This window comes from Neolewinella maritima (assembly GCF_923081025.1).
Taxonomy (GTDB): Bacteria; Bacteroidota; Bacteroidia; order Chitinophagales; family Saprospiraceae; genus Neolewinella; species Neolewinella maritima.
On record NZ_CAKLPZ010000002.1, the window covers coordinates 377,911 to 398,603 of the forward strand.

20 protein-coding genes are annotated in these 20,693 nt (G+C 61.2%); 10 read left to right on the top strand and 10 right to left on the bottom strand.

What is annotated here, in order from left to right; all coding sequences use genetic code 11:
- Positions 1-19: 19 nt before the first annotated feature.
- The 3 genes from dacB to MJQ68_RS09955 all read right to left on the bottom strand — a co-directional run bounded on the left by dacB (position 20) and on the right by MJQ68_RS09955 (position 3,760).
- Positions 20-1,351 carry a D-alanyl-D-alanine carboxypeptidase/D-alanyl-D-alanine endopeptidase gene (dacB, locus tag MJQ68_RS09945; protein WP_238750954.1) on the bottom strand — a complete coding sequence of 444 codons (1,332 nt, stop codon included), beginning with the start codon at positions 1,349-1,351 and terminating at the stop codon, positions 20-22.
- Positions 1,352-1,558: 207 nt separating this feature from the next.
- Positions 1,559-2,296, bottom strand: coding sequence for a response regulator transcription factor (locus MJQ68_RS09950; RefSeq protein ID WP_238750955.1), 738 nt, complete (start codon positions 2,294-2,296; stop codon positions 1,559-1,561).
- Between the two features lie 42 nt (positions 2,297-2,338).
- The gene (locus MJQ68_RS09955; protein WP_238750956.1) at positions 2,339-3,760 is read right to left on the bottom strand and encodes a sensor histidine kinase; all 1,422 of its coding nucleotides are present in this window, start codon (positions 3,758-3,760) and stop codon (positions 2,339-2,341) included.
- Positions 3,761-3,845: 85 nt separating this feature from the next.
- Here MJQ68_RS09955 and MJQ68_RS09960 point away from each other — a divergent pair, with 85 nt between their 5' ends.
- From MJQ68_RS09960 to MJQ68_RS09985, 6 genes are all read left to right on the top strand, one after another.
- Positions 3,846-4,583: an RDD family protein gene (locus MJQ68_RS09960; RefSeq protein ID WP_238750957.1), complete on the top strand. Its 738-nt coding sequence runs from the start codon at positions 3,846-3,848 to the stop codon at positions 4,581-4,583.
- Complete coding sequence (locus tag MJQ68_RS09965) at positions 4,580-5,344, top strand: sulfite exporter TauE/SafE family protein (RefSeq protein WP_238750958.1); 765 nt, start codon at positions 4,580-4,582, stop codon at positions 5,342-5,344. Before MJQ68_RS09960 ends, MJQ68_RS09965 begins: the two co-directional genes overlap by 4 nt.
- A 159-nt stretch (positions 5,345-5,503) precedes the next feature.
- Positions 5,504-6,691, top strand: coding sequence for an efflux RND transporter periplasmic adaptor subunit (locus tag MJQ68_RS09970; RefSeq protein ID WP_238750959.1), 1,188 nt, complete (start codon positions 5,504-5,506; stop codon positions 6,689-6,691).
- Between the two features lie 9 nt (positions 6,692-6,700).
- A complete protein-coding gene (locus MJQ68_RS09975; protein ID WP_238750960.1) occupies positions 6,701-9,889 on the top strand; it encodes an efflux RND transporter permease subunit in 3,189 nt (1,062 codons plus the stop codon).
- Positions 9,890-10,435 carry a 5' nucleotidase, NT5C type gene (locus MJQ68_RS09980; protein ID WP_238750961.1) on the top strand — a complete coding sequence of 182 codons (546 nt, stop codon included), beginning with the start codon at positions 9,890-9,892 and terminating at the stop codon, positions 10,433-10,435.
- Positions 10,432-10,857 (top strand): GtrA family protein, encoded by a 426-nt coding sequence (locus MJQ68_RS09985; RefSeq protein ID WP_238750962.1) that lies wholly within the window; start codon positions 10,432-10,434, stop codon positions 10,855-10,857. Before MJQ68_RS09980 ends, MJQ68_RS09985 begins: the two co-directional genes overlap by 4 nt.
- A 91-nt stretch (positions 10,858-10,948) precedes the next feature.
- Here the strand turns inward: MJQ68_RS09985 and thrS are convergent, their stop codons facing one another.
- The gene (thrS, locus tag MJQ68_RS09990; RefSeq protein WP_238750963.1) at positions 10,949-12,868 is read right to left on the bottom strand and encodes a threonine--tRNA ligase; all 1,920 of its coding nucleotides are present in this window, start codon (positions 12,866-12,868) and stop codon (positions 10,949-10,951) included.
- Positions 12,869-13,002: 134 nt separating this feature from the next.
- Positions 13,003-14,583 carry a glycoside hydrolase family 32 protein gene (locus MJQ68_RS09995; protein ID WP_238750964.1) on the bottom strand — a complete coding sequence of 527 codons (1,581 nt, stop codon included), beginning with the start codon at positions 14,581-14,583 and terminating at the stop codon, positions 13,003-13,005.
- Positions 14,584-14,655: 72 nt separating this feature from the next.
- Here MJQ68_RS09995 and MJQ68_RS10000 point away from each other — a divergent pair, with 72 nt between their 5' ends.
- The gene (locus MJQ68_RS10000) at positions 14,656-15,111 is read left to right on the top strand and encodes a TonB-dependent receptor plug domain-containing protein (protein ID WP_238750965.1); all 456 of its coding nucleotides are present in this window, start codon (positions 14,656-14,658) and stop codon (positions 15,109-15,111) included.
- A gap of 6 nt (positions 15,112-15,117) precedes the next feature.
- Here the strand turns inward: MJQ68_RS10000 and MJQ68_RS10005 are convergent, their stop codons facing one another.
- The 3 genes from MJQ68_RS10005 to MJQ68_RS10015 are packed head-to-tail and all read right to left on the bottom strand — an operon-like array spanning position 15,118 to position 17,636.
- Positions 15,118-15,738 (bottom strand): DUF4230 domain-containing protein, encoded by a 621-nt coding sequence (locus tag MJQ68_RS10005; protein ID WP_238750966.1) that lies wholly within the window; start codon positions 15,736-15,738, stop codon positions 15,118-15,120.
- Positions 15,739-16,614: a DUF3108 domain-containing protein gene (locus tag MJQ68_RS10010; protein WP_238750967.1), complete on the bottom strand. Its 876-nt coding sequence runs from the start codon at positions 16,612-16,614 to the stop codon at positions 15,739-15,741. It abuts the gene before it with no gap.
- Positions 16,611-17,636 carry a lysylphosphatidylglycerol synthase domain-containing protein gene (locus MJQ68_RS10015; RefSeq protein ID WP_238750968.1) on the bottom strand — a complete coding sequence of 342 codons (1,026 nt, stop codon included), beginning with the start codon at positions 17,634-17,636 and terminating at the stop codon, positions 16,611-16,613. Before MJQ68_RS10015 ends, MJQ68_RS10010 begins: the two co-directional genes overlap by 4 nt.
- A gap of 141 nt (positions 17,637-17,777) precedes the next feature.
- Here MJQ68_RS10015 and ruvC point away from each other — a divergent pair, with 141 nt between their 5' ends.
- On the top strand, positions 17,778-18,353 hold the full coding sequence (gene ruvC / locus MJQ68_RS10020) for a crossover junction endodeoxyribonuclease RuvC (RefSeq protein ID WP_238750969.1): 576 nt from the start codon (positions 17,778-17,780) through the stop codon (positions 18,351-18,353).
- Here ruvC and MJQ68_RS10025 read toward each other — a convergent pair.
- A complete protein-coding gene (locus tag MJQ68_RS10025) occupies positions 18,350-18,976 on the bottom strand; it encodes a LysE family translocator (protein WP_238750970.1) in 627 nt (208 codons plus the stop codon). The two genes, ruvC and MJQ68_RS10025, sit on opposite strands and share 4 nt — an antisense overlap.
- A gap of 2 nt (positions 18,977-18,978) precedes the next feature.
- On the bottom strand, positions 18,979-19,434 hold the full coding sequence (gene bcp, locus MJQ68_RS10030; RefSeq protein ID WP_238750971.1) for a thioredoxin-dependent thiol peroxidase: 456 nt from the start codon (positions 19,432-19,434) through the stop codon (positions 18,979-18,981).
- A gap of 53 nt (positions 19,435-19,487) precedes the next feature.
- Here bcp and MJQ68_RS10035 point away from each other — a divergent pair, with 53 nt between their 5' ends.
- Positions 19,488-19,697, top strand: a complete 210-nt coding sequence (locus MJQ68_RS10035; protein WP_238750972.1) for a hypothetical protein — start codon at positions 19,488-19,490, stop codon at positions 19,695-19,697.
- A 71-nt stretch (positions 19,698-19,768) separates the two neighbouring features.
- Positions 19,769-20,659, top strand: a complete 891-nt coding sequence (locus tag MJQ68_RS10040) for an ROK family protein (RefSeq protein WP_238750973.1) — start codon at positions 19,769-19,771, stop codon at positions 20,657-20,659.
- Positions 20,660-20,693 lie beyond the last annotated feature (34 nt).

Sequence of the window (20,693 nt, forward strand, 5' to 3'; positions counted from 1 at the left end):
GCAGCCACGGGGCCGGCGGCTACAGGCTTTCGTACACCCAGCCCAGGGCCCGTTCCATCTCCCGGTAGTAGTCGGACGTACGGCCCATCACATTGTTGTGCAGAAAACTGAAGGCCAGCCAGCGGCCCGAGCGGGTCCGCAGCAGACCGGATACACACAGCACCCCACTCAGGGAGCCGGTCTTAGCCCAGACGTAGGGCTCGGCTGCCCCGTCGAAGCGGCGCTTGAGGGTACCGGTCTTGCCTCCGGTAGGTAATAAGGACAGTAGCCGCTCACGACCTACCTCCCGATCCAGTGCCGCCAGTACCTGTACGAACTGGTTGGGGGTGACCAGATTGTAGCGGCTCAGTCCGCTGCCGTCCGCAAACCGAAGCCGGCCCAGCCCGATACCCGCAAAGAGCGTATCGGTAGCATAGTCGAACAGGGTAGATTCATCGAAGGTGCCGTAGCGGGCCGCTGCGGACTGCAGGATGAGCTGCTCGGCCAGGTAGTTGTCGCTATCCTGCAGCAGCCTGCGGTAAAGTGTATCCGGGAACGCTACCCGGTGAGCGCTCAGGTCAGTTAGTGTGGGGCGGGGCTGCCGTCCGCCGGAGATGGTCTGGTCGGGAAAGGCCTGCTGCAACTGCCGTAGGGTGAAGGCCGCACTGGTGCGCAGGGCGCGTTGGAGGGGGAAATTGCGCCGGTCGTAAATGGATTCATTGACAGTAAAGCTATTGGTTTCCTCCGCCCGCCGGATGGTCCGTTCCTGGCGGGCATCCTGCACGATGGACCTAGCCACCTCGGGGGGCGCGCCGAGCAGGGCATCCGCTACGGGCGTGACGGTTTCGTCCAGGTCGAGGTACAGGCGATTGCCGTAGATCGGCAGGCCACTGCGCTCGTAGACGTAGCCATAGTCGAAATCGTCCCAGCTCCAGCCCGCTCCGTAGCGGGGCGGCGTGTCATTCTCCGGCTGCTGCACTACGATGGGCAGCTGCTGCCGGGCCAGCCAGGGGGCTAGCTCGTCGTAGCCGTAGAAGGCGGGGTGGAGTAGTAGGGGATAGCCCGTACCCCAGATGTCCACACGGTCGGCCTGCCGCCGGTAATAGATGGCGGGCAGTGATCGGTCCAGGATACGGTGCGCTACGTAAAAGGTGAGCAGTTTGACGTTGCTGGCGGGTACGAAGTAGCGGTCGGCCTGATAGCTGTACACGGTCTGCTCGGTGGCCAGGTCGTACAGGCTAAAACCGGTATGCCCACTCGCGAAGACGGGATTGTCGGCAACCAGCCGATCCAGCTGCACGCGGGGGGTAGCGCGCTGTGCAACTAGCAGGAGGGGGGCGAGCCCGAGGAGTAGAAAGAGGGGACGGAGCATGGGAGTGTATACAACGAAAAAAGCCGAAGCACGGTGGCTTCGGCGAAAATTATAATCCCAAAAACTAAGTCGTCGGAGGGACGCAGGCCCTACCGTTTATTCTTCCGGGGTAATAAGTCCGGAGCTTACCGAACCTACACTACTATATAATGTCCAGTTGACCGTTAAACTCCGAAAACCTGCCGCTCTGTATACTTGGGAAACTATTTAACCTTCCTGCTCACTACTTACCAGCAGTTGGAAGCCATTTCCGTGGATATTGACGATCTCGATGGCGGGGTCGGGCTTAAGGTACTTGCGCAGCTTGGTCACGAATACATCCATGGAGCGGGCGGTGAAGTAGTTGTCTTCCCCCCATATCTTGGTGAGCGCTTCGCTGCGGCTCAGGATGTTGTTTTTATGGATGGCAAAGAGCTTCATAAGCTGGGCCTCCTTCGGACTGAGTTTTTCCTTTGATTTTTCTCCCTTCTCGCTGGTATGCGTGAGGATCCGCAGGGGGAAGTTGAAGTGAAACTGGCCGAAATCGAAGTCGGTCTGCTCTTCCTTGGGGTCGGTAGGTACCTGACTGCGCCGCAGGATCACGTTGATCCGCGCCAGGAGCTCCTCACTATTGAAGGGCTTGGTGATGTAGTCGTCGGCTCCGAGCTCGAAGCCGCTGAGTACGTCTTCCTTCATGGCCTTGGCGGTGAGGAAGATGATGGGGGTCTGGGTATCGGTTTCGCGCACCTTCTTGGCTAGTTCGAAGCCACTGAGGCGGGGCATCATGACGTCGAAAATGCAGAGGTCCCACTTACCGTTGCGGTAGGCTTCGAGGCCGGCCATGCCATCCTGTGCCAGGGTGACCTCATAGTCGTGGACCTCGAGAAAGGAGCGGAGTACGTCGCCAAAATTCTGGTCGTCCTCCACCAGGAGGATCTTTGCTTCGGGGGTAGGAGTATCGCTCATAGATGGGGGGATATGGTAACGGGTGGTAGGTTAATAACCGGCCTAGTCGGGCTGGCGGTAGGGAAAGGTAACGATGAAACTGCTGCCCTTGCCGAGCTCGCTTTTCACCTCGATGCTGCCGTTGTGTACCTCGGTGATGGTCTTGACGTAGGAGAGACCCAGGCCAAACCCCTTGACGTCGTGGCGATCGCCGGTATGCACCCGGTAAAAACGGTCGAAAATGTTTTTTCGTGCTTCGCGGCTCATCCCCAGACCATGATCGGTCACGGTCACCTCTACACCACGCGGTACATTCCGGGTACCAACGTGAATTTTGGGTGGATCGGGGGAATACTTGTTGGCGTTATCCAGCAGGTTGTTGATCAGGCTGGAGAGGTGCGTCATGTCGCCCTCCACGATGGAAGGATCCGCGGCCAGCTCGCTCGTCACGGTACCGCCCCGCGGCTCTACCTGCAGACAGATGTACTCTACGGCGCTGCGGACCACCGCATTCAGGTCTACGGCCGTGAGGTTGAGGTTGAGGCGCGACTTATCGAGCTTGGCCATTTGCAGCACCTTCTCGACCTGATCGTTCATGCGCTTATTTTCCTGCTTGATGATGCGGGCGAAGCGCTGCACCTTCTGCGGGTCGTTGCTGATGCGGGGGCTCACGATGCTATCCGTAGCCAGGGAGATCGTGGCGATCGGCGTCTTGAACTCGTGGGTCATATTGTTGATGAAGTCGGTCTTCATTTCGGAGACCTTCTTCTGCCGCAGGATGACGTAGATCGTATAGACGAAACACCCCAGGATGACCAGCACGAAGAGCAGGCTGATGGTGAAGTTGCCGTACAGCGAGCTGTACACTACGCTGTCCTTATCGGGGCTGTAGGCGCGTATCTCTCCGGGTATGGTATTCTCGTTGTCGAACATGCTGACGACGTAGTCGCCGTGCATCAGGTCCTGGTGGCGGCTGGTATCGGAGCCGGCTACGGAAAGCAAGCGGCCGTTGCGGGAGATGAAGCGTTGTTGGCGGGTATCGTAGATGCCGTATTCCAGCTCGTCTTCGATGCCGGCGTTACGCAGTTCCTTGACCATCTTCTTGTGAATGGCCTCGCGATCGATCCGCTCCTCCAGGTTGCGGTTGGTAAACTGATTGCGCAGCCGTAGCGAGGAGGTAGGATAGGTGCGTAGGGTACGGCCGGCCAGCAGACCGGAGGTGGGGCTGCCGATGTACACCTCGCCGTATACCGTGCCGCCCGGTACCCCTCCGGCATAGCCGTTGTTGAGGGTCAGGTTGATCTCGGCTTCCTCGATGTCCTCCACCTCGTCGGCCACCTGCTTGAGCACACTCTGGATGGCGCGGTCGTAGCGCTCCTTATTCACCTCCAGGCCCGTCTGGATCAGGCGCAGCTGTAGCACGATCAGTCCTACGATGGAGAACAGGATCAGGCCGATGATCAGGTAAATGGATTTCTTGCTCATGCTACGGAGAAGCTACAACGTAGGGGCGGATAGACAAGTGTATACGCCGGAGGCCCTTAAGGGTTTAGTAACTTTGCCCGCTGCCATGGCCGCCGTCACCATCCATACCACCCAGAACGTTCGCATCGAGTATGAGACGGCCTCCCTGGGCTCGCGTATCGGGGCCTTTCTGATCGATCTGGTAGCACTAGCCGTCTCCTACGCCCTGCTCCTGTTCTTCAACGAAGCCATAGGCCTGTTCGAGGTAGGGGAGGAGGTAGTCCTGGTATTCGGTCCGCTGTTCTATACGCTGTTGTACTTCTTCGGCTGGGAGATGCTGAGCCGGGGACAGACGGCCGGCAAGAAACTGCTGCGGCTGCGGGTGATCCGCCTGGACGGGCGCGATCCCACCCCGGCCGACTTCCTGGTGCGCGCCGTATTCCTGCTGCCAGACGTAGTATTCACCCTGGGAATGCTGGCCATTTTACTGGTCGTGACCGGCGCGCGCAGTCAGCGACTCGGTGACCTTATCGCCGGTACGGTGGTGATCAATACGGTCGGCTTTGGCGGCGTCACGCTAGCCGATATACTGACCATCCGCAACCGCGCGCAGCACCAGGCGCGCTACCCCGCCGTGCAGCGGATGACGGACGAGGATATGCTGATCGTCAAGCAGTGCATCCTGCGGTACCGCCGCTACCGGAATACGGCGCACCGGCAGGCCCTGCAGTTGCTGGCAGACCGAATGGCCGGGTTGCTCGAGCTCGATCCGCGCGACATCGAAGGCTCCCACGAAGAATTTCTGGAAACTATCCTGTTGGATTATATCGTACTGACCCGATGATCGTAGCCTACCTGATTGCCCTGGTGGGCTCCACCCTGGCCGGTGCGATCAATACGCTGGCGGGCAACGGTTCGGCCATTACGCTGACCATCCTGATGGAAGTACTGGGGCTACCGGCCGACGTAGCCAATGCGACCAACCGGGTGGGTATCGTGACGCAGAGCGCGGCCGGTACCTGGGCCTTTCACCGGGCCGGCCGACTGGAGGTGACCGCGGCGCGACGGCGCGAGATGTGGCTCATCGTGGGTATGACCAGTCTGGGCGCTATTCTAGGGATCTGGCTGAGCCTGCTGGTCGATAATGCCACCTTCAAAACCATATTTCGCTACTTGCTCATCGTGATGCTGGCCGTAGTGCTCGTGAATCCGAAGCGCTGGCTGATCGCGGCCCAGGACGAGCGGCCGCTCTCGTACTGGATCGCCATCCCGGCCTTCTTCGCGATGGGGGTATACGGGGGCTTTATTCAGATGGGCATGGGCATCTTCTTCCTGGCCCTGATGGTGCTGATCGCGAAGTACGAGATCATCCAGGCCAACGTGGTGAAGGGGATCGTGGTGACGGTATACACCGCCATTGCCGTGGCTATTTTCGCCTGGCGTGACCTGATCGACTGGCCCATGGGGCTGCTGATGGCGGTAGGGCAGACGGTGGGTGGATACCTGACGGCGAAGTATGCGGCCAATCATCCGCGGGCGGGGGTGTGGGCGTACCGGCTACTCGTGGTAGTGATCGTGGGGGCTATTGCTAAGGCATTTCTTTGAAATCGGTACGCGCTGCCGGAAGGCCGCTTCGGACTTCGCTTTCGGGACGAGGTGTTCTACTGCACCTGCGGACGCGCCCGATTTATCTTTCTGGAGGGAAGGACGTTGCAACAGTATCCGGAGTGACCGGTTTGTTTTTGTATTTGTCAAGGACTCCGCATGAAACGCAAGACGATCGATACTATCCTGAAGGCATTGCTGGGGCTTGGCATCATTGCCCTGGGCTACGTGGGGATGAGTTATCTGGCCTCCCTGAAGGAAGAGGCACCGAAAAAAGAGGTAGTTAAACGCGTCAAGTCGGTAGAGACCCGCCGGGTAAGCAACGCCGATCTGGCCACCACGCTGGACGTACAGGGCCGACTGGTCGCCTACAATAAGATTGAACTGTACAGCGAAGTAGGCGGAGCCGTAGAGGAAACCGGCCGGCCGCTTAAGGAGGGCACCTACTTCGGTAAGGGTAGCGTGATCCTGCGCATCGACGACGACGAGGCCCGTCTGAACCTACAGGCACAAAAGGCCACGCTGCTGAATAGCATCGCCCAGATCATGCCCGACCTGAAGATCGACTACCCGGAAAGCTTTGCCGCCTGGGAAAGTTACCTGGCGGACTTCGACGTAGACAAGCCGCTACCGGAACTCCCCGAGGCGGTCAATCAGCGGGAAAAACTGTTCGTGGCCGGACGCAATCTCTATAGCCAGTACTACACCATCAAGAGCGCCGAAGAACGGCTGAGCAAGTACGTTCTGTACGCCCCCTTCTCCGGGGTGCTGACCTCGGTGAGTATCAACGAGGGTGCCGTGGTGCGCCCCGGTCAGGTCCTGGGCGAACTGATGGCTACCGGCTACTACGAGCTGGTGGCTACCGTGCCCCTTTCGGATCTGGACTACCTGACCACCGGAAGTAAGGTGACACTGTACAGTGAGGATATCAGCGGAGAATGGTCGGGCACGATCCGCCGCATCAGTAATCAGATCGACGCGGGCTCCCAGACCGTGGAGGTCTACGTGGGGGTGAGTGGCAAGGACCTGCGCGAGGGTATGTACATGCGTGGCGCGGCGGCGGCGCGGGTGCTCGACGATGTGGTGGAGATCGACCGCAGCCTGCTCATCGACGGGCGGGAGGTATACGTAGTGCGCGACGACACCCTGCTGAGTCTGCAACCCGTGATGGTGCGCAAGTCGGATCGCAGCACGGTACTCGTGAGCGGCCTGCCCGACGGCACCGAGCTGGTGACCGGTACGGTAGCCGGAGCCTTCGAGGGGATGCGCGTGAAGATCGATAAGCCGACCGTCGAGGCGGGGATGGACCCCAAGGAAGAGGGCACTACGGCCGGAAGCCTCAAGTAAGTAGCAGCTATGAAAGGATTCATCCAGTACTTCGTCAAGTACCCCGTAGCAGCTAACCTGCTCATGTTCGGCCTCATCATCATGGGGGGGCTGAGTCTGTGGCAGATGAAGTCCACCTTCTTCCCGGAGTTCCCGAGTCGGGTGATCAATATTCAGGTCATCTACCCGGGAGCCAGCCCCGAGGAGGTCGAGGAGGGTATCGTCAATAAGATCGAAGAGAACCTGAAGGGGCTCACCGGGGTAGAGCGCTACACTAGTGTAAGCTCCGAAAACAGCGGACGGGTGACCGTCGAGGTACTGAAGGGCTACGATACGGACCTGATCCTGCAGGACGTCAAGAACGAAGTGGACCGCATCAACAGCTTCCCGGTAGGTATGGAGCCGCCGGTGATCTTCAAGCAGGAGCAACTGGGGCGGGCCATCACCTTTGCCCTATCCGGAGAAGGCGTCAACCTGGGCGCCCTGAAGGCGGCTGCCCGGCAGGTAGAGGACGATCTGCTGGCCATCGACGGGCTGTCGAAGGTGGAGCTGTCCGGCTTCCCGGACGAGGAGATCGAGATCGCCTTCCGGGAGGCGGATCTGCAGGCCTACGGGCTTACCTTCCAGGAGGCAGCCGATGCAGTACGCCGCACCAATGTAGACATCACCGGAGGTACCGTAAAGGGCCGGGAAGAAGAACTGCTCCTGCGCGCGCGCAACAAAGAATACTACGCCGACGGACTCAAGGATATCGTAGTGAAAACCACCCCGACGGGTGGAAGTGTGCGCCTGAGCCAGGTCGCCACGATACGCGACCGCTGGGCCGATCAGCCCAACCGTGCTTACCTGGATGGTACGCCGAGCGTGAGCGTACAGGTGCAGAATACCCTGGAAGAGGACATGCTCTTCATCACCGACGCGGTGAAGGAGTACATCGAGGAGTTCAACGCGGAGAACAGCACGATACAGGCTACCGTGATCAGCGACGCCAGCGTGACGCTGCGGCAGCGCATGGATACCCTGCAGACCAACGGCATCCAGGGCTTCGTGATCGTGGCGGTGCTACTGGCCGTGTTCCTGCACTGGCGGCTGGCCTTCTGGGTGGCCCTGTCGATCCCGATCAGCTTTGCGGGGATGTTCATCATCGCCAATGCGCTGGACGTGACGCTGAACGTCATCTCGCTCTTCGGTATGATCATTGTGATCGGTATCCTGGTGGACGACGGCATCGTGATCGGGGAGAATATCTACAGCTACCACGAGAAGGGGCTGCCGCGGGTCAAGGCCGCGATCAGCGGTACGAGCGACGTACTGAGTGCGGTATTCGCCGCCATCCTGACTACGGTGATCGCCTTTTCGAGCTTCTTCTTTATCGATGGTACGCTGGGGGATTTCTTCCGTGAAATGGCCATTGTAGTGATCTTCTCGCTGATCTTTTCGCTGGTCGAGGGGGCGGTGATCCTACCCACTCACGTAGCCCACTCGCGGGCCCTGGATAAGGGCGTGGAGCCCAACTGGATACAGCGCAAGTTCGACGGGCTGATGAACTTCCTGCGCGATACGCTCTACGCGCCGGTGCTGGCCTGGACGATGCGGTATAAATTCATCACGCTGTCGATCTGTCTGGCGGCATTGTTCCTTAGCGTCGGAGTGGTGCGGGCCGGTTTTGTGAAAACGACCTTCTTTCCCATCATCGAGGGCGACGACGTATCGATCACCCTACAGCTGCCCGCGGGCACGCCGGAAGAAAAGACCCAGGCCATCCTGGAGCGTATCGGGGAGGCCGCCGAACGGGTCAACGAACGCATGAGTGCCGAGCTCTTCGGCGACGGCCGCGAACTGGTGGAGCGTATCGAGGTCAAGGTAGGCCCCACCACCTACCAGGGATCGGCTACCGTTGCCCTGCTACCGGGGGAGGACCGCGGTGACATCGCACTGCGCGACGTACAGAACGCCATCCGCGACGAAGTAGGGGAGATCGACGAGGCGGAGATCCTTAGCTACGGCGGGCGCTCGTTTTTCGGTAAGCCCGTCAGCGTGAGTCTGGTGGGCAGTGACATCGTAGAACTGGAAAAAGCGACCGCCCGGGTCAAGGCGGAACTGGAGCAGATGACCGAGCTCACCGACGTGGTCGACAACGATCAGGAGGGCCTGCGCGAGATCAATATCAGTCTGAAGGAAAAAGCCCGTTACCTGGGGCTCGACCTGCAGGATATCGTGGGTCAGGTGCGGGCGGCCTTCTTTGGATCCGAGGCACAGCGCCTGCAGCGTGGGGAAGACGAGGTACGGGTCTGGCTACGGTACGGAGAGGACAGCCGCCGCAGCGTGGCCGATCTGAACAGCATGCGCGTGCGGCTACCCAACGGGGGGGAATACCCCATCAGCGAGATCGTGAACCTGGAACCCCAGCGCGGCGTAATCGCCATCAACCATACCGACGGTAAGCGGGAGGTGAAGGTGGAGGCGGATGTGTCGAACAACGGGGTATCCGTCACGGACGTAAATGCCCTGGTGCAGGATGAGATCATCCCCCGCGTACTGGCTGATTTTCCGGGCGTATCGACCGTTTCCGACGGGCAGGTGCGTAACCAGGAAAAGACCGCCGCCTCCGTGCAACTGGTGATGCCGGTGGTGCTTGCCCTGATGTTCTTCGTGGTGGCCCTGACGTTCCGGTCCATTGGGCAGGCATCGGTACTCTTCTTTCTGCTGCCCTTCGGCATCATCGGGGTGGTATTCGGCCACTGGCTCATGGGTAAGCCGATCTCGCTATTTTCCTTCCTGGGTATTATCGCGCTGGTGGGTATTATCGTCAACGACGGACTGGTCTTCATTGCCACCTACAACGACAATCTGCGCGGGGGAGCAAGCATGATGGATGCGCTCAACGAGGCCGGGCGGAGCCGCTTCCGGCCCATCCTGCTTACTTCCGTGACCACCTTTGCCGGACTGGCCCCCCTGCTGCTGGAGAAAAGCCGGCAGGCGCAGTTCCTCATTCCTATGGCGATCTCAGTGGCCTTCGGTCTGCTGGCTTCTACCGTCGTACTATTGCTGCTGTTGCCCTCCCTGATGGTACTGCTCAACCGCTTTCGCGTAGCCTGGCACCGCATGACGAAGGGCGGGGTACCGGACTACCACGAGGTGGAGCCCGCGTACAAGGAACTGGACGATGACGGCTACGACCCCGACAAGCCCGTCGGCATAACTAAAGTAGAACGATAAATGCGGATCTGTATCGATATGGATGAGGTGATGGTAGACAACTACCACCGCTACCACGAACTCTACGAGGCCCGCTACGGCCAGTCCATCGACCCGGCGGAGTACGCCGGTATGAAGATCTACGACCTGCCCGGCATCGACGGCATTCGGGAGGCGCTCTACGAGCCGGGCTTCTTCCGCCACCTGCCCATCATGAAGGACGCCCAGGAGGTGGTGCGCGAGCTGTACGAGCAGTATGAGGTATACATCGTCACCGCCTCCATGGAGTTTAAGCACAGCTTTACCGACAAATGGGAGTGGCTCGAGGAGCATATGCCCTTCATCCACTGGGAGCGCATCGTATTCTGCGGCGACAAGAGCATCGTACACGGCGACTACATGATCGACGATAAGGTGCGCAACCTCGTGACCTTCAACGGGCAGGGGCTACTGTTCACCGCCAGTCACAACCTCCACGACGAGGGCTACCCCCGCTTCGATAACTGGATCGAGATCCGCGACTACTTCCGCACCCTCCGCAACGCTCAAATCGCCCAGGAAGGGTGAAGCGGGCTGCGCGCAGGCTCTGGGCGTTCGGCTACCAAAAGCTGCCCTTCGCGCTGACCGGCCTGGTCGCTACGGTCATCAATTACGGCCTATACCTGTTCCTGGTGCACCGCTACCTGCCACCGCTACCGGCTACCCTGATCGCCTATTCGAGCAGCGTGGTGCTCAACTTCTTCCTCCAGCGCTACTTCGTCTTCGAGCTGCGGCGCTCGCTGCGCTCGGCCTTCCTGCTCAGTATGGTCGTCAGCGTAGGCGGACTGGCCCTGGATGCGGCCATCGTGTGGGGCCTGCACTACTTCCCCCTGCTCGGTGACCGGGAATGGGGCATCAAGCTGGTGGCTACCGGGATAGTGTTCTTTTATAATTATTATGGTAAGCGTAGGGTCTTCGAGGGGGGGGTAAACACAGATTTCTCAGATTAAGGCACAGATCAGTCACGGATTGGACGGGACATCCACTTAGAATCTGTGCCTAATCCGTGAAGTAAATCCGTGTAATCCGTGTTTATCTAACTCACAGCTGAGCAGAGAAAAACTCCACAAACTCCCCCACAGACATAGCCCCCCGGTCTCCCTCGCCCTGCACCCGCACGGCTACCTGTCCGGACTCGGCTTCTTTCTCGCCTACGATGAGCATGAAGGGGATGCGCTTGAGTTCGGTGTCGCGGATCTTGCGGCCGATGGTCTCGTTGCGGTCGTCTACGGAGCCCCGGATGTCGTGCTTGGCTAGCTCGGCGAGTACCTCCTGACTGTAGTCATTGAACTTCTCGCTGATGGGCAGGATGGTAAGTTGCTCGGGCGTCAGCCAGAGGGGGAATTTGCCGCCGGTGTGCTCGATCAGGATGCTCGTGAAGCGCTCCAGGGAGCCGAAGGGGGCACGGTGGATCATCACCGGTCGGTGCGTCTGGTTGTCGGCCCCGATGTACTCCAGCTCGAAGCGGTCGGGGAGGTTGTAGTCGACCTGTACGGTGCCGAGCTGCCACTGCCGTCCCAGGGCATCGCGGACCATGAAGTCGAGCTTGGGTCCGTAGAAGGCTGCCTCGCCGTAGGCGGTGACCGTCTTCATGTCGATCTCGGCGCAGGCCTCGATAATGGCCTGCTCTGCGCTCTCCCAGTTGGCCTCCGAGCCGATGTACTTGTCGGGGGTTTCGGGGTCGCGCAGGGAGATCTGGGCGGTTACATCGTCGAAGCCGATCATGCCGAGCACTTCGCGCACGATGTCGACTACGGCCAAAAATTCCCCCTTGACCTGATCGGGCATGCAGAAGATGTGGGCATCGTCCTGCGTAAAGCCCCGCACACGGCTGAGGCCGTGGAGCTCGCCGGTCTGCTCGTAGCGGTAGACGGTGCCGAACTCGGCCAGGCGCAGCGGCAGCTCCCGGTAGCTGCGCGGACGGAATTTGTACAGCTCGCAGTGGTGCGGACAGTTCATCGGCTTGAGCAGGAACTCCTCGCCCTCCCGTGGTGTCTTGATGGGCTGGAAGCTATCTTCTCCGTACTTCTCCCAGTGGCCGCTGGTCACGTATAGTTCCTTCTTGCCGATGTGGGGAGTGGCCACCTGCTGATAGCCGGCAGTCTCCTGCCGCTCGGTGAGGTAATTGATAAGACGCTGGCGAAGCTGCGTACCCTTGGGGAGCCACATGGGTAGTCCCGCCCCGACCTTTTCGGAGAACATGAACAGCTCCAACTCCTGGCCCAGCTTGCGGTGGTCGCGCTTCTTGGCTTCCTCCAGCAGGTGGAGGTATTCCTTTAGCTCCTTGGCCTTGGGGAAGGAGATGCCGTAGATGCGGGTGAGCTGCGGCCGCTTCTCATCGCCCAGCCAGTAGGCACCGGCCACTTTCATCAACTTGATGGCCTTGATGGCGCCGGAGTTGGCGATGTGGGGACCGCGGCAGAGGTCGGTGAAGTTGCCCTGGGTGTAGAAGGTGATCGTGCCGTCGGCCAGCCGGTCCAGCAGTTCCAGCTTGTAGGGATCCTGCTTTTCCTCGAAGTAGGCTACGGCCTCGGCCTTGCTCACCTCCCGGCGGTCGTAGCTGACCTTGCGGCGGGCCAGTTCGAGCATCTTTTCCTCGATGCGGGGCAGGTCTTCGGAACTAATCGAGCGCTCGCCGGTGTCGATGTCGTAGTAGAAGCCGTTCTCTACGGCCGGACCGATCCCCAGCTTCACCCCGGGGTACAGCTCCTCCAGCGCCTCGGCCATCAGGTGGGCGGTGGAGTGCCAGAAGGTCTCCTTGCCCCCCTGATCGTTCCACGTCAGTAGTTCCACCTTAGCGTCGGTCTTGATAGGCCGGTCGGCGTCGATGATGACGCCATTGACACGTGCGCTGAGTACGTTACGGGCCAGACCGGAGCTGATACTCTGGGCTACATCCATGGCGCTGCTGCCGGCTTCGTACTGGCGCACACTGCCGTCGGGGAGGGTAATATTGATCATTAGGGAGTACACTTTCACCTGCTTACGGGCGCAGGTTCGGGCGGCAAAAGTACGAACCGCGGAGCACGCGGAGGAGCGCAGAGGTTTACCGGTATACCTCCGCATACTCAGCGTACACTGCGGTAGTTCTAGAGCTATTCCTTCCAAATGCTCCGCAGGGGATAGCTAGTTCCCTCGATCACCGGATTATCTCCGACGGCAGTAAGTTGGTCGAGGCTCTCGATGGGGAAAAAGATCTCCGTGACCACCGTAGATCCCCCATCCGCGAACAGCTCGACCGAGGCCCGGTCGAAGATGAGGTGCATGCGCAGCGTATCGGAGCTACTGAGGCGGGGTGCCCACGTGCGGTCGGGGGCAAAGGAGTCGGCAAAGTCATTCGCACCCGCGCCCCGCCGGTCACTGTAGAACGCCTTTCGCTCCGGATCGTAGCCGATCTCCAGGGCATCGCCCTCCGCATTGCGCAGCGCGACGCCGAAGGGGGTAGTGACCGACTCGTCCAGTGCGTAGACCAGCTCCAGCTCGTGCGCCCCGGAGGCGGTGGTGAGCTCCAGGGAGGGTTCCCCGTGGAACATCTCCGGTGCACCGCGGAGCTGGGTCAGCTCCGCAATCGGGTTGGAGAATAGGCGGTAGCCCTCCGCTGTCTGCTGTAGACTCAGGGTGCGCGGCACGGTCATCGCGCTGCGCCAGACGGTGGTGGGTACGTCGCGGGCGTAGTCCCAGTTGCTCATCCAGCCGATGAAGATCCGGCGTCCATCCTCTTTCGGTACGTCCGACCAGGTGACGCCAGCGTAGTTGTCGCGCCCGTAATCCAGCCATACGGCCGCGCTGTCGCTTACCTCCGTCGCGAAGTCGGGATCGAGGGTGAAGTCAGTGCCGTCGAAGTCGCCCACGAAGTACTGGGTGGCCGAGCCGCCGTTGGGTCCGCCGGGATTGATGCTCAGCAGCAGCACCCACTTGGTCTCGTCGCTGCCCTCCACCTGCAGGGGGAAGATGTCGGGGCACTCCCACACGCCGCCGTGGGCACCGTACGTCTTGCCGAAGTCGCTCAGGTGCTCCCAGTCGATCAGGTTGTCGCTGCGCCAGAACATCACGTGGTCCTGAGCGGCAAAGACCATGAGCCACTGTTCGCGCTCCGCATCCCAGATCACCTTCGGGTCGCGGAAGTCGCGGATGGGCTCTTCGTTGGGCACGACGGGGTTGCCGGCGTACTTGGTCCACGTCCGGCCCCGGTCGGTGCTGTAGGCAATGCCCTGGTACTGGAAGTCGTCGCGCCCGGCCTTTTCCAGTGGGTCGTTGTGGTAGGTGAATATGGCCACCAGGGGCGGCTGATCGTCCGTACCCAGCCCGCTGGTATTGTCATGATCCACCACGGCGCTGCCGGAGAAGATCCAGCCCAGGGAGTCAGGGTAGAGGGCGATAGGAAGGTTTTCCCACTCCAGCAGGTCCGGGCTCACGGCGTGGCCCCAGTGCATGGGTCCCCAGACGTTGCTGTCGGGATAGTACTGGTAGAACAGGTGGTACTCGCCCTCGAAGTAGACCATGCCGTTTGGGTCGTTCATCCACTGGGTGGGGGGGGAGTAGTGGACCTGGGGGCGGTAGGTCTCGTCGTAGGTGTCTGCCGGTGTGCTAGTTGGAGAGGACCCCACATCCTGCACGCCATTGGTACTACAGCCCGTGAGTAATATGCAGGACAGTAGGACGCAAAACACTTTCATATACGCTTGTTTTGTACGTGACGGGACGTTCACAAAGCTACCCCCTCCATCGTTATCTTAAAAACCTCGGTCATGCAACACCTACTGATACGGCTCCTTTGCTTCACTTTTCTGTGCCTGAGCATCAGCGCCTGCACACCCACGGCCTCCCGTACTGCTGCCCAGCAGGACTCCGATACCGCCACGCGGGCCATCCGATCATCGCGGGGCAGCAATTCCGTGGAGGTGGACGCGGCCGAGACCGGCACTGATCTGACCTCCTACCTCCGGCGCGTAGCCGGCGTTTCGGTACGGGGCAGCGGACCCGGCGCTACGGTGCGTATTCGGGGTGACGTGAACTTCAATTCCGACTCCACCCCCCTGTTCGTGGTCAACGGCACCCCCATCGGCAACAACTTCAGCAACGTTTACTCCACCGTCGACGTCAACGAGATCGCCCGCGTCCAGGTGCTCAAAAACGTCAGCGACACGAACCGCTACGGCATGCAGGGTGCCAACGGGGTGATCGAGATCAAACTGAAGAAGTAGTAATACTTACTGCCGGATGGGTCGCTCACCCTCGACCACCACGACCTCGTAGCCCGCGCTACGGGCCAGGTACTCGATGCCTTCGATCACGGCATTGCCCTGCACCCGCGCCCGCGCCAGTAGGTCGCTTTCCAGGGCCTCGTCCCGCAGCCGCTCCTTGGCCCGCCGGTTGAGGCGGCTGTAGTCTTCGGTGCTAAAGGAGTTGAACCAGCTCTCGTTGAGGTCGCGGTACACCAACTCGTGGTCGATGGCCAGGATCTCCGGCTCGGGCAGGTTGCGCAGGGTGAGGATGCGCCGGTCGGGGTCTACGGAGATGTCCAGTTGCTCCAGGTCGTAGCCCACCAGTACGGTGCCGCGCACTTCTACCGTGGCCTTCTTATCGAACGAAAAGCGGGAGGGGAGGGGCAGGTACAGCGTGACATCGCGCGAGGAGGTAGAGCTGAATAGCTCGCTCACGTCGCCCTCCACGGTCACCATTTTCATGACGTTGCGCACCCGATCCAGCAGGATGGTGGCCTCCTCGTGCACCCGCTGATCCTGCTGCCGCGACTGCCACAGCGCGAGCGACGCGATGCCGAGTGCGAATGCGAGCACGAAGACCAGCAGGGTGAGTACGGTGCGGTTCATCTAGTCGAGTTTGGCCTGCATGGGGTAGCGGAGGCCGCGGTAGGAGTGGAGCACCGCCTTGACGCTGCCGACCGAGACGGGCGATTCGATCAGCAGCGGGATCTTATTCTCATCGTCGCTCACGTAGATCTTCATCTCGTCGCCCTCCTTAAACAGCTCGCCGGTGATGAGTTGGGGGCTGAAGCGAAGCGTATTGTAGCGGCCGCTGCCCTTGATCTTCACGTCCTCCTCGGGCCCCAGGTAGCGGATCTTGAGGGGGTGGATCTCCTGGTCCATCAATATATTGATGGGGATCTCCTGGTTCTTGTTCAGGCGGTCGTAGTCGAGGTTGCGCGCAAAGTAGACGATGGAGATCAGGTCGTGCATGCAGGGGTCCACGTTCATGTACTTCGGCTTGGTTTCCTGGGCCGTACGGCCGCGGTGACTGACGATGCGCTGCTCGTCCTGGTAAAACTTGGTGCGGTCGTACTTCTGGTAGCCGCCCTCCTGAATGTCCTTGATGTGTAGCTGCGGCAGCAGCGTTTCCTTGTCGAGGTAGCTGGTGTAGTTGTCCGTCACCTTATAGAACCACTCGTAGCTGGGGTAGGTCTGTCCGCGCACCGTGACCCGGTACTGCTCCGGCAGATCATGTACGTCGAAGGTGACCTCCCCGGCGGCCAGCCACACGAAGTTCCAGTTGTAGTACAGCTTATAGACGATCTGCTCGCCGGACTGAAAGGTAGTGTTGCGGATGCTGCAAACGTCGGTAGTGTGTGCAGCGGGCGGGGCCGCGGGTGCGGGGGCCTGGGGATTAGTGGCCGGGGTGGGTTCAGCGGTTCCGGCCGGGAGCGCCAGCAGGAAGAGCATGCAGCATTTGAGGAGGACCGAGTTCATCATGATCTGTTTTTCCGCACGATCAGCCAGTAGCCGGGTAGCGCGGGCAGTAATACATTAACGCTAAACAGGGCGGTATATGCGGCCAGTACCGCTACACCGTCCGCCGCGTCCACCTGCCAGAGTAACAAGCCCAGCTCGGTGCGGGTTACGAAATTGAGCCCCGGCGGTAGCGGAATGCCCGCCTGCACCAGGTAGATCGCCGCGATCCCCGCCAGCCCCGTCCACCACGGCAGCTCCAGTCCGAAGAACCACAGCAGCAGGTAGAGCTGTACACAGTAAACGCTGAACCGCAGGCAAGCGTAGGCGCTACTGCGCAGCATTAGCGTATACTTAACGTTCACCAGCGAGGCCCGCAGCTCCGCCGTGGGCCGGTGGAAGCGCCCTTCGATCCAGCGGAGCAACCGCAGAATGAGGGGCCGTCCGCCCACCGCGAGCACGACGACGAGCAGCGGACCGAGCGGCAGCAGCCACCCCCCCAGCACCTGCCACGGCCCCTGTACCACGCCCCCCACCGTGACCACCAGCGCCGGCCAGGCCAGCAGCAGGAAGGCCACCCACTGACATGCGCTGCCCAGTAGCGAGGAGGCTACGACGCCCGTATACTCCCCCCGCCGGGCCAGGAGGAGCCGTCCGCCGATCTCCCCGATCCGGTTGGGGGTAGCCGCGCTCAGGCTCACTCCGGCCAGGGTAGCGCGCACGACCTTGCCGAACGACCACGGCAGAAAGGCGTGCAGGAGCAGTTGCCACTTGCGTGCCTCCAGCAGCCAGTTGAGGGGCATCATGGCTACGGCCAGGAGCAGGTAGCGCCAGTTGCCTGGTCGGCCCAGGGCCAGTACAAAGGCCGGCCAGTCTAGCCGCCGGCCCACGCTGATGCACTGGTAGGCGAATACCAACAGGGCGGCGGCCACCAGCAGGCGCAGGGCCCAGGTGCGTACGGCCGGGGCGGGTAGGAGGCGGTCTATGTAGCGCTGGTCGATGCACGAAAGTAGCGCACGGGGCCGCCACGGCGGCGAACCCTCCAAATAGTTGTAGGCCGGCCGAAAAGCAAAAAATTTGTTGGCCTCAGTAAATTCCGCTTACCTTGGGCCTGCGTTATGTATCCCTCGGCTGCGGCGTCCGCGTTGCAAATTCCGTACTTACTCACTCAAATCCCCCGTGCCCCCGTGGCTCCGACACCTGCTTCCGAACCAGCCGTATACCGCATCCTGGGGGTCGACCCCGGTACGGTGGTCCTGGGCTTCGCCGTAGTCGAGATACATCCCCGCAGCCGCCGTATCATCGAGCTCGGCGTGCTCAAACTGGCCCAGTTCAAGGACCACAGCCGCCGCCTGGAGCTCATCCACCGCCGGCTCACCCAGGTCATCTGCGAGCATAAGCCGAGCATGATGGCCATCGAAGCGCCTTTTTTCGGTAAGAATGCCCAGTCGATGCTCAAGCTAGGCCGGGCCCAGGGCGTCTGTATGGCCGCCGCGATCGGGCAGGGCCTCGAAGTCACCGAGTACGCCCCCCGCAAGATCAAGCAGAGCGTGACCGGCAACGGCAACGCCAGCAAGGAACAGGTTGCCGCCATGCTCGAAACTGAGTTCGACCTCGACGGCAGCCGCCACCTCACCGATGCCACTGACGCGCTCGGCGCGGCCATGTGCCACTTCTACCAGAACCGTACGGCCATCCCCGGCGGCAAACGCTTCAGCGGCTGGGAAGGATTCATCCAGGCTAATGCCGGCCGCGTGCGTTAAAACCACACCCGCACCGCCAGCCCCAGCCCGAACAGTCCCAGCGCCACCGCCCCCACCCGCTGTACACGCAGCATCGTAGCCGGCTTCAGAAACTCGCGGAGCTTGCGTGCTCCCAGCACCTTCGCCGAGTCCACTAGCATGATCGTGCCTACAATGCCGCCGTAGATCGCCAGGGCCTCCGCGGATAGTAGCTCCCGGTTATGCACCTGCGTCACCACGAAGGTCGACCAGAAAAAGGCCGTAAAGGGGTTCAGCATATTGAGTAGAAAGCCCTGTCCCCAGGCACTGAGGAGACCGCGCCGGGAGGGCATCATCTTCTTACCCTTCAGACTCGGTGGCTTGCGGTACCACATGGCCAGCCCTACACCGATCAGCAGCACCGCGCCTACCGTACCGAAGATCTCGTTGATGTGTCGGTGGTCCAGGATCCGCTCCAGCCCCTCCAGACCAAGGTGGGAGGCGGCGACGTACAGCAGGTCGCTGGTCCAGATGCCGGTGGCTGCCGCAAAGCTAGCGAGCGTACCGCGCCGCAGACTCAGCTGGATCAGCAGCACCACCAGCGGCCCCACGATCAGCGACAGCAGCAGGCCCGCCCGTATACCCTCGAAGACGTAACTCAGCAAAGCTAGGCGGAGAGTAGCTGCGCGGCGTGGTCCTTGGTGTTCACCTTCGCGATGACCCGCTCGATCTTAGCGGCTGCATCGATGACTACGGTCGTGCGGTGCACGCCGTCGTATTCCCGGCCCATGAATTTTTTCGGTCCCCACACGCCGTAAGCCTGCATGATGCTATGGTCCTCGTCGGCGATCAGCGGCATGGGTAGCCCGTACTTATCGATAAACTTCTGGTGCTTCTTGGGGCTGTCGGGGCTCACACCCAGTAGGGAATAGCCTTCCTGCTCCAGCTCCCCGTAGTGATCCCGCAGGCTACAGGCGGCGGCCGTACAGCCCGGTGTGTCGTCCTTGGGGTAGAAAAAGAGGACCAGACGCTTGCCCGCATAGTCGGCCAGAGAAGTAGTTGCCCCGTCCTGTAGGGTGCCGGTAAAATCCGGCGCTTGGTCGCCCGCTTGCAGTGTGATCATACCGACTCAAACAAGGACCCGCACACGGGGTTCAGAAGGGCAAAGGCCCCCCTATGCCCACCACCACCCTTCTACTCGGCATTGCCGTCATCATCGTGGCTGTGCTCATCTACCGCCCCATCCTCCGCATCGCCCGCGAAGATATGGCCGCCCGCAAGCAGGCCGGATACAGCAATTCTTACGTATACGCCATTCTGCTCTTTCCTATTCTGGGTCCGCTGGTATACTTGCTGGTACGCCGGTTACTGCTGCCGCAGACCTAAGTACGGGGCGGGGCCGCTGGTGCGCAGGATCTTCGCGGAGGGTGGCGTACTTTGCCGCAAAGCAAGCCACTATGAAATTCGGCATCGACCTGGGGGGAACAAAGATCGAGGGCGCCGTCCTGGACGACAACGGTAAGGTGCTCGAGCGCCGCCGCATCCCCACCGAGCGGGAGGGCGGCTACGACCACATCGTGCAGCGCATCGCCCGGGTCGTGACTGAGTTGGAACAAGCTACCGGCCTCACGGCTGAGCACGTTGGGATGGGTACCCCCGGTACCATCGACCCCCCGACGGGCCTGATGAAGAACAGCAATACCGTCGTCCTGAACGGCCATCCCCTCGGCCGCGACCTGGAGCGCCTCACCGGCAAGCGCTTCACCCTGGCCAACGACGCCAACTGCCTGGCCATCGCCGAAGCCCTGCTCGGTGCCGTGCCGGACGAAGTACCCGACGCCCGGGTCGTCTTCGGCGTGATCCTGGGCACCGGCACCGGCGGCGGCGTGGTGGTAGACGGACGCGTCATCGGCGGCGCCCAGGGCATCGGCGGAGAGTGGGGCCATACCTTTTTGGACCATTCCGGCGCCTACTGCTACTGCGGTCGGGTAGGGTGCACGGAGCAGATCCTGGCCGGACCCGCCCTGGAGCGCTACTACCTGCGCATGAGCGGCACCTCCCGGGGCATGCGCGAGATCGTGGACCGCTTCCGCAGCGGAGACGACCCGGCCGCCACCCGTACCCTGGAGCGTTTCTTCCACTTCTTCGCCAAGGGGATCGCCAACATCATCAACGTACTGGACCCCGACGCCATCGTCCTCGGCGGCGGACTCAGCAACATCGAAGAGCTGTATACCCAGGGCATCGACCAGATCGAGGAGCACCTCTTCAACCCCCGGCGGGATACACCGATCCTGCGGCCGCAGTTGGGGGATTCTGCGGGTGTGTTCGGTGCTGCTCTGCTGTAACTATCGGTGCTAAATACTCGTTTATAGCTAAACA

What these genes read in the sequence shown, in the direction of transcription:
- dacB (WP_238750954.1), bottom strand. Translation starts at nt 1,351, where the DNA reads ATGCTCCGTCCCCTCTTTCTACTCCTCGGGCTCGCCCCCCTCCTGCTA.
- MJQ68_RS09950 (WP_238750955.1), bottom strand. Translation starts at nt 2,296, where the DNA reads ATGAGCGATACTCCTACCCCCGAAGCAAAGATCCTCCTGGTGGAGGAC.
- MJQ68_RS09955 (WP_238750956.1), bottom strand. Translation starts at nt 3,760, where the DNA reads ATGAGCAAGAAATCCATTTACCTGATCATCGGCCTGATCCTGTTCTCC.
- MJQ68_RS09960 (WP_238750957.1), top strand. Translation starts at nt 3,846, where the DNA reads ATGGCCGCCGTCACCATCCATACCACCCAGAACGTTCGCATCGAGTAT.
- MJQ68_RS09965 (WP_238750958.1), top strand. Translation starts at nt 4,580, where the DNA reads ATGATCGTAGCCTACCTGATTGCCCTGGTGGGCTCCACCCTGGCCGGT.
- MJQ68_RS09970 (WP_238750959.1), top strand. Translation starts at nt 5,504, where the DNA reads ATGAAACGCAAGACGATCGATACTATCCTGAAGGCATTGCTGGGGCTT.
- MJQ68_RS09975 (WP_238750960.1), top strand. Translation starts at nt 6,701, where the DNA reads ATGAAAGGATTCATCCAGTACTTCGTCAAGTACCCCGTAGCAGCTAAC.
- MJQ68_RS09980 (WP_238750961.1), top strand. Translation starts at nt 9,890, where the DNA reads ATGCGGATCTGTATCGATATGGATGAGGTGATGGTAGACAACTACCAC.
- thrS (WP_238750963.1), bottom strand. Translation starts at nt 12,868, where the DNA reads ATGATCAATATTACCCTCCCCGACGGCAGTGTGCGCCAGTACGAAGCC.
- MJQ68_RS09995 (WP_238750964.1), bottom strand. Translation starts at nt 14,583, where the DNA reads ATGAAAGTGTTTTGCGTCCTACTGTCCTGCATATTACTCACGGGCTGT.
- MJQ68_RS10000 (WP_238750965.1), top strand. Translation starts at nt 14,656, where the DNA reads ATGCAACACCTACTGATACGGCTCCTTTGCTTCACTTTTCTGTGCCTG.
- MJQ68_RS10005 (WP_238750966.1), bottom strand. Translation starts at nt 15,738, where the DNA reads ATGAACCGCACCGTACTCACCCTGCTGGTCTTCGTGCTCGCATTCGCA.
- MJQ68_RS10010 (WP_238750967.1), bottom strand. Translation starts at nt 16,614, where the DNA reads ATGATGAACTCGGTCCTCCTCAAATGCTGCATGCTCTTCCTGCTGGCG.
- bcp (WP_238750971.1), bottom strand. Translation starts at nt 19,434, where the DNA reads ATGATCACACTGCAAGCGGGCGACCAAGCGCCGGATTTTACCGGCACC.
- MJQ68_RS10035 (WP_238750972.1), top strand. Translation starts at nt 19,488, where the DNA reads ATGCCCACCACCACCCTTCTACTCGGCATTGCCGTCATCATCGTGGCT.
- MJQ68_RS10040 (WP_238750973.1), top strand. Translation starts at nt 19,769, where the DNA reads ATGAAATTCGGCATCGACCTGGGGGGAACAAAGATCGAGGGCGCCGTC.